Source organism: Paraburkholderia sp. MM5477-R1, from assembly GCF_050436385.1.
In the GTDB taxonomy this organism is placed as follows: domain Bacteria; phylum Pseudomonadota; class Gammaproteobacteria; order Burkholderiales; family Burkholderiaceae; genus Paraburkholderia; species Paraburkholderia tuberum.
The window spans coordinates 1,331,816-1,347,316 of the sequence record NZ_JBNDMC010000003.1 but is presented as its reverse complement, the minus strand read 5'-3'; the positions used below and the strand labels follow the sequence as shown (position 1 = coordinate 1,347,316).

At 61.3% G+C, this 15,501-nt stretch carries 15 protein-coding genes; all 15 read right to left on the bottom strand.

Translation table 11 applies throughout. The annotated features are described in order from the left end of the window. Positions 1 to 15: 15 nt before the first annotated feature. A complete protein-coding gene (locus tag OKW35_RS09500) occupies positions 16 to 441 on the bottom strand; it encodes a F0F1 ATP synthase subunit epsilon (RefSeq protein ID WP_090802403.1) in 426 nt (141 codons plus the stop codon). 158 nt (positions 442 to 599) lie between these two features. After that, positions 600 to 1,994, bottom strand: a complete 1,395-nt coding sequence (atpD, locus tag OKW35_RS09495) for a F0F1 ATP synthase subunit beta (protein ID WP_090802401.1) — start codon at positions 1,992 to 1,994, stop codon at positions 600 to 602. A 101-nt stretch (positions 1,995 to 2,095) separates the two neighbouring features. Then, on the bottom strand, positions 2,096 to 2,980 hold the full coding sequence (atpG, locus tag OKW35_RS09490; RefSeq protein WP_429551754.1) for a F0F1 ATP synthase subunit gamma: 885 nt from the start codon (positions 2,978 to 2,980) through the stop codon (positions 2,096 to 2,098). A 140-nt stretch (positions 2,981 to 3,120) separates the two neighbouring features. Further along, positions 3,121 to 4,662 (bottom strand): F0F1 ATP synthase subunit alpha, encoded by a 1,542-nt coding sequence (gene atpA / locus OKW35_RS09485; protein WP_090802398.1) that lies wholly within the window; start codon positions 4,660 to 4,662, stop codon positions 3,121 to 3,123. 56 nt (positions 4,663 to 4,718) lie between these two features. Continuing rightward, positions 4,719 to 5,258, bottom strand: coding sequence for a F0F1 ATP synthase subunit delta (locus OKW35_RS09480; protein WP_184051706.1), 540 nt, complete (start codon positions 5,256 to 5,258; stop codon positions 4,719 to 4,721). Between the two features lie 2 nt (positions 5,259 to 5,260). Beyond that, a complete protein-coding gene (locus OKW35_RS09475) occupies positions 5,261 to 5,731 on the bottom strand; it encodes a F0F1 ATP synthase subunit B (protein WP_090802394.1) in 471 nt (156 codons plus the stop codon). A gap of 136 nt (positions 5,732 to 5,867) precedes the next feature. Then, positions 5,868 to 6,137, bottom strand: coding sequence for a F0F1 ATP synthase subunit C (gene atpE, locus OKW35_RS09470; protein WP_007180033.1), 270 nt, complete (start codon positions 6,135 to 6,137; stop codon positions 5,868 to 5,870). Positions 6,138 to 6,219: 82 nt separating this feature from the next. Then, entirely contained in the window at positions 6,220 to 7,071 is an 852-nt protein-coding gene (gene atpB / locus OKW35_RS09465; RefSeq protein WP_026225522.1) for a F0F1 ATP synthase subunit A, read from the bottom strand. 165 nt (positions 7,072 to 7,236) lie between these two features. Continuing rightward, the gene (locus OKW35_RS09460; protein WP_429407955.1) at positions 7,237 to 7,782 is read right to left on the bottom strand and encodes an ATP synthase subunit I; all 546 of its coding nucleotides are present in this window, start codon (positions 7,780 to 7,782) and stop codon (positions 7,237 to 7,239) included. Between the two features lie 573 nt (positions 7,783 to 8,355). After that, entirely contained in the window at positions 8,356 to 9,243 is an 888-nt protein-coding gene (locus OKW35_RS09455) for a ParB/RepB/Spo0J family partition protein (protein WP_090802389.1), read from the bottom strand. Positions 9,244 to 9,261: 18 nt separating this feature from the next. Further along, positions 9,262 to 10,053 carry a ParA family protein gene (locus OKW35_RS09450; protein WP_090802387.1) on the bottom strand — a complete coding sequence of 264 codons (792 nt, stop codon included), beginning with the start codon at positions 10,051 to 10,053 and terminating at the stop codon, positions 9,262 to 9,264. Between the two features lie 71 nt (positions 10,054 to 10,124). After that, on the bottom strand, positions 10,125 to 10,808 hold the full coding sequence (gene rsmG / locus OKW35_RS09445) for a 16S rRNA (guanine(527)-N(7))-methyltransferase RsmG (RefSeq protein ID WP_429407953.1): 684 nt from the start codon (positions 10,806 to 10,808) through the stop codon (positions 10,125 to 10,127). Then, positions 10,805 to 12,763, bottom strand: coding sequence for a tRNA uridine-5-carboxymethylaminomethyl(34) synthesis enzyme MnmG (mnmG, locus tag OKW35_RS09440; RefSeq protein WP_429551753.1), 1,959 nt, complete (start codon positions 12,761 to 12,763; stop codon positions 10,805 to 10,807). Before mnmG ends, rsmG begins: the two co-directional genes overlap by 4 nt. A 174-nt stretch (positions 12,764 to 12,937) precedes the next feature. Next, a complete protein-coding gene (locus OKW35_RS09435) occupies positions 12,938 to 13,714 on the bottom strand; it encodes an ABC transporter ATP-binding protein (protein ID WP_429490503.1) in 777 nt (258 codons plus the stop codon). Next, positions 13,714 to 15,498 (bottom strand): ATP-binding cassette domain-containing protein, encoded by a 1,785-nt coding sequence (locus OKW35_RS09430; RefSeq protein ID WP_429551752.1) that lies wholly within the window; start codon positions 15,496 to 15,498, stop codon positions 13,714 to 13,716. The genes OKW35_RS09435 and OKW35_RS09430 overlap by 1 nt, the downstream gene beginning before the upstream one ends. Positions 15,499 to 15,501 lie beyond the last annotated feature (3 nt).

Below are 15,501 nucleotides of genomic sequence, written 5' to 3'. Positions count from 1 at the left end.
CCACTACGTGCTGCTTTAGTGCTGGCCGCGCAGCTTGCGCAGACGCTGGATTGCCGCGAGCTGCGCCGTCGCGTACGCGAGTTCCGCCTGTGCGGTCGCGTACTCGAGGTTCGAGCCCGTGTTCTGCAGCGCCTCTTCCGCACGCTTGCGTGCGTCTTCGGCCTTGGCTTCGTCGAGATCCTTGCCGCGGATCGCGGTGTCGGCGAGAACCGTCACTGCACCCGGTTGGACCTCGAGGATGCCGCCGGCGACGAACACAAACTCTTCTTCGCCGTTTTCAACTTCGATGCGCACCGCACCCGGACGGATCCGCGTGATGAGCGGCGTGTGGCCCGGCAGAATGCCGAGTTCACCCGCTTCGCCTGGCAGCGCGACGAACTTCGCCTGGCCCGAAAAGATTTGCTCTTCCGCGCTGACGACGTCTACTTTAATGGTTGCCATATGTGTCGACTCCTGTCGACGAGAGTTAGCGCTTGAGTGCTGACTCCCGTCCCATGCAAGGCGGGTTGAGCGTAATCAGAGACGCTGGCTTTGCGCAACACTACCGTTTTGGCAGCCGTGATGCGCGAGGTCGGCGCCCGCTTCGTTACACCCGACCTTTACTGGATCTTCTTGGCTTTTTCGAAGGCTTCGTCGATCGTGCCGACCATGTAGAACGCTTGCTCCGGCAGGTGGTCGCACTCGCCTTCGACGATCATCTTGAAGCCACGGATCGTTTCCTTCAGCGGCACGTACTTGCCCGGCGAACCCGTGAACACTTCAGCGACGTGGAACGGCTGCGACAGGAAACGCTGAATCTTACGAGCGCGCGCGACGGCGAGCTTGTCTTCCGGCGCGAGTTCGTCCATGCCCAGAATCGCGATAATGTCGCGCAGCTCCTTATAGCGCTGCAGCGTTTGCTGCACGCCGCGCGTGATCGAATAGTGCTCTTCGCCGATCACGTGCGGGTCGATCTGACGCGAGGTCGAATCGAGCGGGTCCACCGCGGGGTAGATACCGAGCGAAGCGATGTCACGCGACAGCACGACGGTTGCGTCGAGGTGGCCGAAGGTCGTAGCCGGCGACGGGTCGGTCAAGTCGTCTGCAGGGACGTACACGGCCTGCACCGACGTGATCGAGCCAGTCTTGGTCGACGTAATACGCTCTTGCAACTTACCCATTTCTTCAGCCAGCGTCGGCTGATAGCCCACTGCCGACGGCATACGGCCGAGCAGTGCCGACACTTCGGTACCGGCCAGCGTGAAACGGTAGATGTTGTCGACGAAGAACAGCACGTCGAGGCCTTCGTCACGGAAGTGCTCGGCCATCGTCAGGCCGGTCAGCGCGACGCGCAGACGGTTGCCCGGCGGCTCGTTCATCTGGCCGTACACCAGCGCGACCTTGTCGAGAACGTTCGAGTCCTTCATTTCATGATAGAAGTCGTTCCCTTCGCGGGTACGCTCGCCCACACCGGCGAACACGGAGTAACCACCGTGTTCCTTCGCGATGTTGTTGATCAGTTCCATCATGTTCACGGTCTTGCCCACGCCGGCGCCACCGAACAGACCCACCTTACCGCCCTTCGCGAACGGGCAGATCAGGTCGATAACCTTGATGCCGGTTTCGAGCAGCTCGGTCGACGGCGACAGTTGGTCGAACGCCGGAGCCTTCTGGTGGATCGCACGCGTGGTTTCGCTCGAGATCGGGCCGGCTTCGTCGATCGGACGGCCAAGCACGTCCATGATACGGCCGAGGGTCGGCTTGCCGACCGGCACGCTGATCGGGTTGCCCGTGTTCTTCACGATCGTGCCGCGGCGCAGACCATCCGAAGCACCCAGACAGATGGTACGGACCACGCCGTCGCCCAGCTGCTGCTGGACTTCGAGCGTCAGTTCCGAACCTTCCAGAATGAGCGCGTCGTAGATCTTCGGCATGGTTTCACGCGGAAATTCCACGTCGATCACCGCGCCGATGCACTGTACGATCTTGCCTTCTACCAAAGCAGTAGTACTCATCGCTTTTCCTTTAGATACTCAATTCTTCACTCGCGCAAAGGCGCAGTTTCTCCGATGGGCGCGCCGCTCGGGCGCACACGCAACGACCTGCCTGACCGGGGTCAGACGGCCGCCGCTCCACCGACGATTTCCGACAGTTCTTTCGTGATCGCGGCCTGACGGCTCTTGTTGTAGACGAGCTGCAGATCGTTGATGACCGTCTTCGCGTTGTCCGAAGCGGCTTTCATCGCGACCATGCGGGCCGACTGCTCCGATGCCATGTTTTCCGCGACGGCCTGATAGACCAGCGCTTCGACATAACGCACCAGCAGTTCGTCCACCACTGCCTGCGCATCCGGCTCGTAGATGTAGTCCCACTGCGTGCTCGGCGTCGTACCGTCTTCTTCCGTGCGCTCGAACTGGTCCGCCGACAATGGCAGCAGTTGCTCGATCACCGGCTCCTGCTTCATCGTGTTGACGAAGCGTGTGTACGCGAGGTACACCGCCGAAATCTTCCCTTCCGAGTACAGGTCGAGCTGCACCTTCACAGCGCCGATCAGTTTTTCCAGATGCGGCGTATCGCCCAGTTGCACGACGTTCGACACGACTTTCGCCTGCAGTCGGTTCAGGAAGCCCAGACCCCTGCTGCCGATCGCGGTTGCCTCGAACGTCTTGCCCTGGCTTTCCAGTTCCTTGAACTTCTGCAGCGACGCACGCAGCACGTTGGTGTTCATCCCGCCGCACAGACCTTTATCAGTCGTGACGAGGATGATGCCGGCCGCCTTCGCGCCTTCGTTCGACACCATGAACGGGTGACGATACTCCGGGTTCGCACGGCTCATGTGCGCGGCGATATCGCGGACCTTGTCGGCATACGGGCGAGCAGCGCGCATGCGCTCCTGAGCGCGGCGCATCTTCGATGCGGCCACCATCTCCATCGCTTTCGTGATCTTGCGCGTGTTTTGCACGCTCTTGATCTTGCCGCGAATTTCCTTCATTCCAGCCATTGCTTGCTCCTTTGTCGGCCCGAGTTAGCGCTTTAGCGCTTACTCGGGTCCCATGCAATGCGGCCGAAGTAGCGCGGGAGCATTCGCATGCGGCCCGCGCCGCTTCAAGGTCCGTTTATGCCTTGCGGATCACTCGCGGATCAATAAGCGCCGGACTTCTTGAAGTCTTTGACGGCCGTGTGCAGCAGGCCTTCGTCGTCCTTCGAGAGTTCCTTGGTGTCTTCGATACGCTTGACCAGGTCAGCATGGCTCGACTTCAGGTGGTCGCGCAAGCCCTTTTCGAACGGCAGGACTTGAGCAACTTCGAGGTCGTCGAGATAGCCGTTGTTCGCCGCGAACAGCGACACAGCCAGTTCCCACACCTGCAGCGGCTGATACTGCGGCTGCTTCAGCAGTTCCGTCACGCGGCGGCCGCGCTCGAGCTGCTTGCGGGTCGCTTCGTCGAGGTCCGATGCGAACTGCGCGAACGCGGCGAGTTCGCGGTACTGCGCGAGGTCGGTACGGATACCGCCCGACAGCTTCTTCACGACCTTCGTCTGAGCCGCGCCACCCACACGCGACACCGACACGCCAGCGTTAATCGCCGGGCGGATACCTGCGTTGAAAAGGTCGGTTTCAAGAAAGATCTGGCCGTCGGTAATCGAGATCACGTTCGTCGGAACGAATGCGGTCACGTCGCCTGCCTGCGTTTCGATGACCGGCAGTGCCGTCAGCGAACCGCTCTTGCCCTTCACTTCGCCGTTGGTGAACTTCTCGACGTACTCTTCCGACACGCGAGCAGCACGCTCAAGCAGACGCGAGTGCAGATAGAACACGTCACCCGGATAAGCTTCACGGCCCGGCGGGCGGCGCAGCAGCAGCGAGATCTGACGGTATGCCCAAGCCTGCTTGGTCAAGTCGTCATAAACGATCAGCGCGTCCTGGCCGCGATCGCGGAAGTATTCGCCCATCGTGCAGCCGGCGTACGGTGCGAGGTACTGCATCGCAGCCGATTCCGAAGCCGAAGCGGACACGACGATCGTGTATTCCAGCGCGCCGGTTTCTTCCAGCTTGCGCACCACGTTCATGATCGACGAAGCCTTCTGGCCGATCGCGACGTAGATACAGAAGAGGTTCTTGCCCTTCTGGTTGATGATCGCGTCGACTGCGACTGCGGTCTTGCCGCACTGGCGGTCGCCGATGATCAGCTCACGCTGGCCACGGCCGATCGGCACCATCGCGTCGATCGACTTCAGACCGGTCTGGACCGGTTCCGAAACCGACTTACGCCAGATCACGCCCGGAGCAATCTTTTCGATTGCATCGGTCTTCTTCGCGTTGATCGGGCCTTTGCCGTCGATCGGGTTGCCGAGTGTGTCGACCACGCGGCCGAGCAGTTCCGGACCCACCGGCACTTCCAGAATGCGGCCCGTCGTCTTGACGATGTCGCCTTCCGAAATGTGTTCGTATTCACCCAGAATCACGGCGCCGACCGAGTCGCGCTCGAGGTTCAGCGCGAGACCGAAGGTGTTGCCCGGAAATTCGAGCATTTCGCCCTGCATCACTTCCGACAGGCCGTGGATACGCACGATACCGTCGGTCACGGAGATCACGGTGCCCTGGTTGCGAACGTCTGCGCTCGCGTCAAGGCCCTGGATCCGGCTCTTGATCAGCTCGCTGATCTCAGAGGGATTGAGTTGCATTATTCGCTCCTGATAGTCAATTCTGTTGCGTGCCAGCCGCTAAAACGCGAAGCGCTTCAGGCCGTCAGGGCCGTTTGCATGCTGGCGAGCCGCGCGCGGACCGAGGTATCGAGCACTTCGTCGCCGACCGTCACGCGTACGCCGCCGATCAGCGAGTGATCGACTTCGACTGTCGGCTTCAGCTTGCGCTTGAACTTGCGTTCGAGGCTTGCGACGAGTTCGTTCAACTGCGCACCTTCGAGCGGGAATGCGCTGACGATCAGCACATCTGCTGCCCCTTCGCGGGCGTTCTTCAACTCTTCGAACTGCGAGGCGATTTCCGGCAGCAGCTGCAGGCGATGGTTGTCCACCAGCATCTGCACCAGATTCTTCGCTTGCGCGTCGTCCTTGAGCGGCGACTTGACCGCGGCCAGCAGGAGATCGCTTACCTGGGCACGGCTCACTTTCGGGCTCGAGGCGATCGACAGCACTTCGGGCAGACGCGCAACCTGTGCCAGCTCCTGCACGAGCGTGGACCAGGCGGCGATGTCACCAGCTTCGGCCACGCCAAACAGCGCTTCCGCGTACGGACGGGCGATGGTTGCAAGTTCGGCCATGATCAGAGCTCGGCTTTCAGTTGATTCAGCAGGTCAGCATGAGCCGCCTGGTCGACTTCGCGCTGCAGGATCTGTTCAGCGCCCTTCACAGCGAGTGCAGCAACTTCGCCACGCAGCGCTTCGCGCGCCTTCACGACTTGCTGATCCGCGTCGGCCTTCGCCTGCGCGATGATGCGGGCGGCTTCCGCCTGCGCCTGAGCCTTGATTTCGTCGGCGACTGCGACAGCGCGCTTTTCAGCGTCGGCAATGCGTTGCTGGCCGTCGTTGCGAGCCTGAGCCAGTTCCTGGTCGACGCGCTTGTGAGCGGCTTCGAGTTCCTGCTTGCCCTTTTCCGCGGCGGACAGACCGTCGGCGATCTTCCTCGCGCGCTCGTCGATGGCGTTGATCAGCGGCGGCCACACGAATTTCATCGTGAACCACGCGAGGATCAGGAACACGACCATTTGCGCAAACAGGGTTGCGTTGAGATTCACGGTGTTTCCTTAAACGTTGCTAGTTCGGAAAGTGAAACGGCAAGGCGCTCATCGATTCTGCTCGATCAGCGCCCCAGTACCCGTTCCGCCCTGCGCCTTTACCTGTTATAGCTCAGGCGCAAACCTCCGAGGAACCTCAGCCTGCCAGCTTCGAGAGCAGCGGGTTCGCGAACGCAAACAGCATTGCCACACCAACGCCAATCAGGAACGCCGCATCGATCAGACCAGCCAGCAGGAACATCTTGGTTTGCAGCGGGTTCATCAGTTCCGGTTGACGGGCGCATGCTTCGATGTACTTGCCGCCCATCAGACCGATACCGATACAGGCGCCGATAGCACCCAGGCCGATGATGATGCCGATACCGATGGCGGTCAGACCCTGGATGTTGGCGATGAAAGCTTGCATGATCACTCCTTTGTGAAAAGTCTTTTAGAACTGGTTGGAACTGGGATTTAAAAAACTACGATTCTTTTACCGACGGCGCAGGTTAGTGCGTGTCGTGTGCCTGGCCGATGTACACCAGCGTCAGCATCATGAAAATGAACGCCTGCAGCAGAACGATCAGGATGTGGAAGATTGACCACACTGTGCCGGCGACCACGTGGCCGATGAAGCCAAGCACCGTCGTGTCCGCGCCGAAGCTCCAGAGGCTGCCGAGCAGGGCAATCAGCAGGAACAACAGTTCGCCCGCGTACATGTTGCCGAACAACCGCATGCCGAGCGAGACCGTCTTCGCGACGAACTCGATGATGTTCAGTGCGAGGTTCGGGATCCACAGCAGCGGATGCGCGCCGAACGGAGCGGACAGCAGTTCATGCACGAAGCCGCCAGCGCCCTTGATCTTGAAGTTGTAGTAAATCATCAGCACGAACACGCCGAGCGCGATACCGATCGTGCCGTTCAGGTCGGCGGTCGGCACGATGCGGTGGTGCGGGATGGCTTCGGACAGACCCAGCCAGCCGATCACACGGCCCGGCAGGTCGACGGGTATGAAGTCGAGTGAGTTCATTAGCGCGACCCAGACGAACACGGTCAGCGCGAGCGGCGCGATGAAGGTGCGCGAGCCGTGGATCATGGCCTTCGATTGATCCTCGACCATTTCGACAAGCATTTCGATCGCGCATTGGAAGCGACCCGGCACGCCGGCCGTTGCCTTGCGGGCTGCCAGATGCAGCACGAAGATCGTGACGAGGCCGCACACGATCGACCAGAAAAGGGTGTCGAGATTCCACACATGGATGTCGAAAATCGACGTCTGGTGTGCGGTGGAAAAGTTCTGCAAGTGGTGCGCGATGTACTCGGACGGATCCATTGCGCGCGTGCCTTCGCTAGCTGCCATATCGTTAAAGCCACCCAAATTGTCGAAAATCGTTCGAGGCCGCTCCCGCCGGAACACTGTGTTGCGGGAACGCGCCGGGTGCGGGCCCTGTCTCACCCGCACACCCGTGCCGGCGCTGCGCGCCGGCCTTAAATTCTTTTTGCTGCTGTTTTTTGTGCTGCTACCTTAGCGCCACGCCAAGGCGATCCAGTAAGTCTTCAGCGCGATGAGGTAGGTCACGAGCAGCGGAATCCAGCGTACGTCGTGATACCAGAAGGCGATTGCGACAAACATCGCAATCGTTGTCCCCATCTTGAGTGCTTCGCCGATCATCCAGCTCATCACGGTCTCGGCGCCGCCCTGCTTTTTCAGTCGTGCCGCGAACAACGCGCCCGGCACCCAGCAGATCGCCCCCCCGAGGAACGCGGACAGCGCAGCAGCGCCCGGCGGCTTGTAGAACAGCCACCACAACAGCGTTGCGACCAGGGACAAAACCATTTGCGCTGCGACGACCCTGAACGGCGTTACGCGCGATGGACGACCCACGCCGGGACCAAACAGCTTTTCCGCCTCGGCCCGCGTGAGCGGAACGATATTGTTATCTTCCTGCGCGTCATCCCACGCTTCGACCGGATCGAACTGCCGACTGGAGGACATCTCGGGTGCGGAGCGTTCAGCGCGGTGTCTGTCGTCACCATTCTCCGGCGACAGATTCGACGTTTTGACCGCCATCGCAATGTTCCGAAAGTCTCGTTCAGCCCGCGAGTTTACGCAGCGCTTACGGGGTTGCCGTGCAATTAAATCCGGGCGATTGTAAGCGATAGTTGCAGGCAATTCAAGACTTTAGGCCAGCCTATAACCGCGTGAAACTTCCCTTCACGATGCGGTAAAACGTACGCTAACGACGCGAAACACGTCAAATGTAAGGCGGGCGGGGGCGGCAAAACCCGTGCGGGTGGTCGCGTGGATCGAAGCTCGTTGGCAGTGCGTTCCGACGCAGCGGCAGACGTCTCGAAAATGCAACAAATGCGTCTTTTTTAAGGGCTGAACGGGATAGCTCTTCTAATGAGCTGAATCAGCCTCACCGCAAATTTCGATGATGATCGGGTCGCTTTTGATAGCGGCTCGTCAGGATGATTATCGCGTGAATGTGGAGCGTCTGAAGCTAGGATTCCTGATTATTCGTGCATCGGTTGTTTTGGAATCCGCATAGTCGCTCGCACCGAGGTAGACCAACTCGCGGCAGTGCTCATGCACAGGCCGCCAGCCGTTCACCACTCTTGCCTGCTGAGCGCCAATCTGTGCTCAGACGTTCGCGTTCCCTCGCAAACGAACCAGAATGCCTTCCAGCGCGTCGAGATCGCCGAAGTCCACCAGCACCTGGCCGCGACCGCGTCGGCCGAGCTTGATTTTCACCGTAGCGGACAGCAGGTCCGACAGTTCCTCTTCCAGGCGTCGCGTGTCACGGCCGCCGTCCGGATTCGCGCGGGCCTTGGCCGCCGGCGTCACCTTCGTGGTCATCGCAACCAGCTTTTCCGTCTCGCGCACAGACAGGCGCTTGTTGACGACCTGGTTGGCCAGCGTGATCTGCGTCGCGGCATCGACGGCGAGCAGCGCGCGAGCGTGGCCCATGTCGAGATCGCCGGCGAGCAACATCGTCTGTACCGGTGTCGCAAGGTTCAGCAGACGCAGCAGGTTCGACACCGCGCTGCGCGAGCGGCCCACCGACTCTGCCGCCTGCTCATGTGTGAAATTGAATTCGTCGAGCAGGCGCTGGATACCCTGGGCCTCTTCGAGGGGATTCAGATCCTCGCGCTGGATGTTTTCGATCAGCGCCATCGCCGCGGCGGCCTGGTCGGGCACGTCCTTCACAAGCACCGGCACCTCGTCGAGGCCCGCAAGCCGCGCCGCGCGAAAACGCCGCTCCCCCGCGATGATCTCATAGCGGTCCGCCGCGATCGGACGCACGAGAATCGGCTGCATCAGCCCTTGCGCGCGGATGCTCGCCGCAAGCTCCTGCAGCGCGCCTTCGTCCATGCGCGTGCGCGGCTGGTATTTGCCCGCCTGCATCTTGCCGAGCGGCAATACGTTCGGCGCGCCGTCGATCACCGCTGCCTCGGTGATATCGGCGGTGCCGCCGAGCAATGCCTCCAGACCGCGGCCCAGTCCTTTCTTTCTTGCTACTGCGTTCATCGTGCTTCCTCGATCCGCTTAGGATGCCTGGGGCGCGTCATTCAGCGCGCGCACCCGCTCAATCATTTCGACGCCGAACTGCACGTACGCCTGCGCGCCTCGCGACGCCCTGTCGAACACCACACCGGGCAGCCCATAGCTGGGCGCCTCGGCCAATCGCACGTTGCGTGGAATCACCGCGTCGAAGACCTTGTCGCCGAAGTGCTCTTTCAATTGATCCGAGACTTGCTGTTGCAACGTAATGCGCGGATCGAACATGACGCGCAGCAGACCGATCACCTTGAGGTCGCGATTCAGATTCGCATGGACCTGCTTGATCGTGTTGACGAGGTCGGACAGCCCTTCGAGCGCGAAGTATTCGCACTGCATCGGAATGACGACGCCGTGCGCGGCGCATAGTCCGTTGAGCGTCAGCAGTGACAGAGCCGGCGGGCAATCGATCAGCACGAAATCGTACTCGCCCTCGACCCCGGCGAGCGCCGCCTTCAGTTGACGCTCGCGATTCTGCATGCTGACGAGTTCGACCTCGGCGCCCGCGAGCTCACGGTTCGCGGGAAGCACGTCGTATCCGACCGCCTCGGGCCGTACGCGCGCATCGGCCACCGACACGTTGTCCACGAGCACCTCGTAGACCGTGTTCGTACATTCGGCCTTGTCGATACCGCTGCCCATCGTGGCGTTGCCTTGCGGGTCCAGATCGATGAGAAGGACTCGCTGTCCCTGCGCTGCCAGGCTCGCGGCCAGATTGACTGTGGTGGTCGTCTTGCCGACGCCGCCCTTCTGGTTCGCAACGCAGAAGATTTTTGCCATCGTTGGTGTGTCCCTTTTGCTGCTTGGATGAAGTGAAAATCGTTGAGGGTGTTGCCAGGCCGAGGCGGCCGTCAGCTTTCGGGGTCCACTCGCACCTCGATCAGATGCCGCTCGGCGTCGAGCGACGGCACGTTCAGCCGGATGATCTGTTCCACGTGAGCGCCCGCCGGCAGACGCGCGATTTCGGCATCCGGCCGCATACCCTTCATCGCCCAAATTGCGCCCTGCTCCGCAACCAGATGACGGGCCAGTGTAACGAAATCCGAGAGTTCTGCGAACGCGCGCGAGACAATTACGTCGAACTTTGCCGGTACTTCGGCGCCAGGCCGCAGCGTCTCCACCCGACCGGTCACAACCGACAGGTTCGCGAGGCCCAGTTCCGCCTTCGCCTGCGACTGAAAGGCAGTCTTCTTATGGACGATGTCGTTTGTCGTGATGGTCCAATCGGGCAGCACGATCGCGAGCACGATGCCCGGCAGCCCCCCGCCCGAACCGACGTCGAGCACCGACGACGGCCCGCGCGGCGCCAGGTGCGGCACGATCGATAGCGAATCGAGAATGTGCTGGATTAGCATCTGCCTCGGATCGCGGATCGCTGTCAGGTTGTAGATGTTGTTCCACTTCGCGAGCAACGCGACGTAATCGAGCAGCTTGCGCTGCTGCGCGTCGCTGAGTTCGAGACCAAGTTCACGGACACCGTCCGCCAGCAATGACGCCAAGGCCTGCTGGTCGATTCCCCTCTGCGCTGCCGTCATTGAACCACCGGCGTGCTGTCGGCGCCGGGCTCGGCGGACTTCGACGGACGACGCCCGAGGCCACGCTTCAGATGGACCATCAGCAGCGAGATGGCGGCAGGCGTGATACCGGAAATACGCGACGCCTGTCCGATCGTTTCCGGCCGGAACTGCATCAACTTCTGGCGAGCTTCGAACGACAGCCCACGGACCTCGGTGTAGTCCAGCCCTTCAGGCAGACGCGTGTTCTCTTGCGCCTCGTTGCGTTCGATCTCACCGGCCTGTCGGTCGATGTAGCCCTGATATTTGACGCCAATTTCGATCTGTTCCTTGATTTGCGCGAGCAGCACGGGGTCTTCCGCAAGTGCTTCGGGCGCGCCACAAGTGCCGTCACGCAGCCCACAGACGCCGTCGTAGCTGACGCCCGGACGACGCAGCAGGTCCGCGAGACTGTATTCGTGGTCGATTGGCTTGCCAAGCAAGGCGGTCGCCTCTTCTGCCGATAAGGTCTTAGGATTGACCCAGGTTGAACGCAAGCGCTGTGTTTCACGTGAAACAGCGTCACGCTTGCGACTGAAGGCGTCCCAGCGAGCGTCATCGACCACGCCGAGTTCGCGCCCGATCTCCGTCAGCCGCGTATCGGCGTTGTCTTCGCGCAAGCTCAGACGGTACTCCGCGCGGCTCGTGAACATCCGGTACGGCTCAGACACCCCGCGCGTGACTAGATCGTCCACGAGCACGCCGAGATAAGCCTGGTCGCGACGCGGACACCATGCTTCCTTGCCTTGCACGAACAGACCGGCGTTGATGCCGGCCAGAGTGCCCTGTGCAGCTGCCTCTTCGTAGCCGGTCGTACCGTTGATCTGTCCGGCGAAGAACAGGCCACTGATCACCTTCGTTTCTAGCGATGCCTTCAGGCCACGCGGATCGAAATAGTCGTACTCGATCGCGTAGCCCGGGCGCAGGATATGCGCATGCTCGAGCCCGCGCATGGAACGCACCAGCTCGAGCTGCACGTCGAAGGGCAGGCTCGTCGAGATCCCGTTCGGATAGAACTCGTTGGTCGTCAGACCTTCCGGCTCGAGGTAGATCTGATGCGATTCCTTCGACGCAAACCGGTGAATCTTGTCCTCGATCGACGGGCAATAGCGTGGCCCCACCCCCTCGATCACGCCCGTGTACATTGGCGAACGATCGAGACCGCCGCGAATGATGTCGTGTGTCCGTTGATTCGTATGCGTGACCCAGCACGGCACCTGTCGCGGGTGCTGCTCGACACGCCCGAGGAACGAGAACACCGGCACCGGGTCCAGATCCCCGGGCTGCTCTTCGAGCTGCGAATAGTCGATCGTGCGACCGTCGATTCGCGGTGGCGTACCGGTTTTAAGCCGGCCCTGCGGTAGCTTCAGCTCTTTCAACCGCGCCGACAGCGAAACCGCAGCCGGGTCGCCCGCGCGTCCGCCGGTGTAGTTGTTCAACCCCACGTGAATCTTGCCGTCGAGGAACGTGCCCGCGGTTAGCACCACCGCGCGCGACCGGAAACGAATACCCACTTGCGTGATGGCGCCGACCACGCGGTCGCCCTCGACCATCAGATCGTCGACGGCCTGCTGAAATAGCCAGAGGTTCGGCTGATTCTCTAGACGATGGCGGATCGCCGCTTTGTACAGCACGCGGTCAGCCTGAGCGCGCGTCGCGCGGACCGCCGGTCCTTTCGACGAATTCAGGATCCGAAACTGGATGCCGCTTTCGTCGGTAGCGGCCGCCATGGCGCCACCCAGCGCGTCGACCTCCTTGACCAGATGGCCTTTGCCTATGCCGCCAATCGACGGATTGCAGCTCATCTGACCAAGGGTTTCGATGTTATGGGTCAAAAGCAGCGTTTTGTTGCCCATGCGCGCCGACGCCAAAGCAGCTTCGGTGCCGGCATGACCGCCACCGACGACGATTACGTCAAATTCTGAGGGAAAAAGCATCGCGGGATCTCACGCCAGATCGTCGCGTGAGCCTTCAAAAGAAATGTATGGGCGAATTATAACGGGTTCGGTTTCGGCCCGAATTTCGTCCGAATGGTGAAGCAATAAAAAAGCGGTGTGTTTCACGTGAAACACACCGCTTCCAGAGACAGCGATCAGCGAAAAAGTGCGGGCTTATGCGACCTTTTTGGCAAGACCGAGATAGGTTTCGATCACCCGGGGATTTTGCGCGAGGTCGGTTGCCGGTCCTTCCAGTGCCAACTCGCCGGTTTCCAGCACGTAACCGTAGTCCGAGATCTGCAATGCAGCGCGCGCGTTCTGCTCGATCAGCAGCGTCGCGACGCCCGTCTGCCGCAAGGCGCTGATGATGTGAAAGATTTCCTTCACGATCAGCGGCGCGAGACCGAGGCTCGGCTCGTCCAGCATCAGCAGATCGGGCTTGCCCATCAGGGCGCGGCCGACCGCGAGCATCTGCCGCTCGCCGCCGGAAAGCGTGCCGGCCGCCTGCTTGCGCCGCTCCTTCAGCCGCGGAAACAGTTCGAACACCGGTTCCAGCTGATCGAGAAAGTTGCGCTCCCCTGCTCGCTTGCGCCGGTAGGCGCCAAGCAGCAGATTGTCCTCGACGGTCATCGAAGCGAAAAGCTCACGCTTTTCCGGCACCAGGCACATTCCAAGCGCAACGCGTTTTTCGACCGGCATCGCGCTGACGTCGTCGCCCTGATAGGAAATCGCGCCTTTCGCATGACCGGACGTCGGCAACGCGCCCATGATCGCATTCAGCAGCGTCGACTTTCCCGCGCCGTTCGGGCCGATTACGGAGACGATCTGCCCCGCCCGCACCTTGATCGCCGCATTGTGCAGCGCTTCAACCTTGCCGTAGCGGACGGACAATTGGCTCACTTCGAGAATCGGTCCCGCCGCCGCCACGCCGGTCGTTGTCATGTCGTCCATCATTCCACCCCACCCAGATACGCTTCGAGCACCGCCGGATCCTGCTGGACTTCCTGCGGCAGGCCCTCAGCGATCCGCGTGCCGAACTCCATCACCACGAGCCGGTCCGTCAAATTCATCACGAAATCCATGTCGTGCTCGACGAGCAGCACGCTCATCCCTTCTGTCTTCAGTCTGCGCAGCAGTTCGGCGAGCTGAAGCTTTTCCTGATACCGGAGACCAGCGGCCGGTTCATCGAGCAATAGCAGAGTCGGGTCGCAGCACAGGGCGCGCGCAATTTCGAGAATCCGCTGTTGACCAAGCGCCAGGCTGCCCGCTTCGTCATACATGTGCTGTTCGAGGCCGACGCGGCGAATCTGTCGAGCGGCTTCGGCCATCAACCGCTGCTCTTCGGAGCTGTTCAGCCGCACGACACTGCGCCACACGCCCGCATGGCCACGTAGATGCGCACCGATCGCGACGTTCTCGAGCACGGTCATACCCGGCAGCAGCTTCACGTGCTGGAACGTCCGGCCGATGCCCCGCTTGACGATTTCACGCGAACTCAGCGCATCGATGCGCTCGCCGCGGAACGTGATCTCGCCGCTTGTCGCCTGCAGCACACCGGTCACGAGATTGAAGGTCGTCGACTTGCCTGCGCCGTTCGGTCCGATCAGCCCGATGATCTGCCCTGCTTTGACCTCGAAGCTGACGTCGTTCACCGCGACGAGACCGCCGAACTGCTTGCGCGCCTTGTTCACCGTCAGCAGGTCTTCGCCGGTCTGTGGCTTGTTGCGCTGCGGCAGAGGATCCGCGTGATCGGCGAGATGCGCCCGCGGGCCACGCGGGAAAAAGCGCGCGACGAACGGCCAGACGCCCTGCCGCGCGTACTGCAGAAGCAGCACCATGATGATGCCGAACACGATCACTTCGAAGTTGCCGTTCTCGCCGAGCAGTTTTGGCAGCAGCGTCTGCAAATAATCCTGCAGCACGGTCAGGATCGCCGCGCCGAGCACCGCGCCCCAGACGTGCGAGACGCCGCCCACCACCGCCATGAACAGGAACTCGATGCCGTGATTCAGTCCAAACGGCGTCGGATTCACGGCGCGCTGCAAGTGCGCGTACAGAAAACCCGAGACCGACGCAAGCACCGCCGCATAGACGAAAATCACGACGCGCATCCAGCCGGTGTTGACGCCCATTGCCTCGGCCATCAGACCACCGCCGCGCAACGCGCGGATTGCGCGACCCGGCCGGCTATTAAGCAGATTCTGAACAGAGACGACCGCACCGAGCACGACCACCCAGATCAGGTAATAGATATGGCGGCCGGACTCAAGATTGATCCCGAAAACATTCAACACCGGGATGCCGTTGATGCCGTCGTACTTGCCGAGCACGTCGAGATTGCCGAACAGGTAGAACAGCGCGAGCCCCCACGCAATCGTGCCGAGCGGCAGAAAGTGGCCGGATAGGCGCATCGTCACGAGACCGAGCATCAGCGCAACCAGGGCAGTGACGATCACGCCCGCGATCAGTGCGAGCCACGGCGACACGCCGAAGTTCGTCGTCAGATACGCGGTTGCATACGCGCCGATGCCAACGAACGCGGCCTGCCCGAAGCTCGTCATCCCGCCGATGCCGGTCAACAGCACGAGGCCGATCGCGACGATCGAATAGAGACCGATGTAGTTCAGCAGCGTGACCCAGTACTCGGGTACATGGATCGGATGCGGCAGAACCGGCAAAGCGAACAGCACCACGAGGAACAACCAGAAGAACTTCTTTTGCATGATTCGTTTCATCGT

Coding starts and splice junctions, on each gene's coding strand:
- rsmG (WP_429407953.1), bottom strand. CDS start 10,808: ATGACGGCAGCGCAGAGGGGAATCGACCAGCAGGCCTTGGCGTCATTG.
- atpD (WP_090802401.1), bottom strand. CDS start 1,994: ATGAGTACTACTGCTTTGGTAGAAGGCAAGATCGTACAGTGCATCGGC.
- OKW35_RS09480 (WP_184051706.1), bottom strand. CDS start 5,258: ATGGCCGAACTTGCAACCATCGCCCGTCCGTACGCGGAAGCGCTGTTT.
- OKW35_RS09455 (WP_090802389.1), bottom strand. CDS start 9,243: ATGAACGCAGTAGCAAGAAAGAAAGGACTGGGCCGCGGTCTGGAGGCA.
- atpG (WP_429551754.1), bottom strand. CDS start 2,980: ATGGCTGGAATGAAGGAAATTCGCGGCAAGATCAAGAGCGTGCAAAAC.
- OKW35_RS09435 (WP_429490503.1), bottom strand. CDS start 13,714: ATGGACGACATGACAACGACCGGCGTGGCGGCGGCGGGACCGATTCTC.
- OKW35_RS09430 (WP_429551752.1), bottom strand. CDS start 15,498: ATGAAACGAATCATGCAAAAGAAGTTCTTCTGGTTGTTCCTCGTGGTG.
- atpA (WP_090802398.1), bottom strand. CDS start 4,662: ATGCAACTCAATCCCTCTGAGATCAGCGAGCTGATCAAGAGCCGGATC.
- atpB (WP_026225522.1), bottom strand. CDS start 7,071: ATGGCAGCTAGCGAAGGCACGCGCGCAATGGATCCGTCCGAGTACATC.
- OKW35_RS09460 (WP_429407955.1), bottom strand. CDS start 7,782: ATGGCGGTCAAAACGTCGAATCTGTCGCCGGAGAATGGTGACGACAGA.
- OKW35_RS09450 (WP_090802387.1), bottom strand. CDS start 10,053: ATGGCAAAAATCTTCTGCGTTGCGAACCAGAAGGGCGGCGTCGGCAAG.
- mnmG (WP_429551753.1), bottom strand. CDS start 12,763: ATGCTTTTTCCCTCAGAATTTGACGTAATCGTCGTCGGTGGCGGTCAT.
- atpE (WP_007180033.1), bottom strand. CDS start 6,137: ATGCAAGCTTTCATCGCCAACATCCAGGGTCTGACCGCCATCGGTATC.
- OKW35_RS09500 (WP_090802403.1), bottom strand. CDS start 441: ATGGCAACCATTAAAGTAGACGTCGTCAGCGCGGAAGAGCAAATCTTT.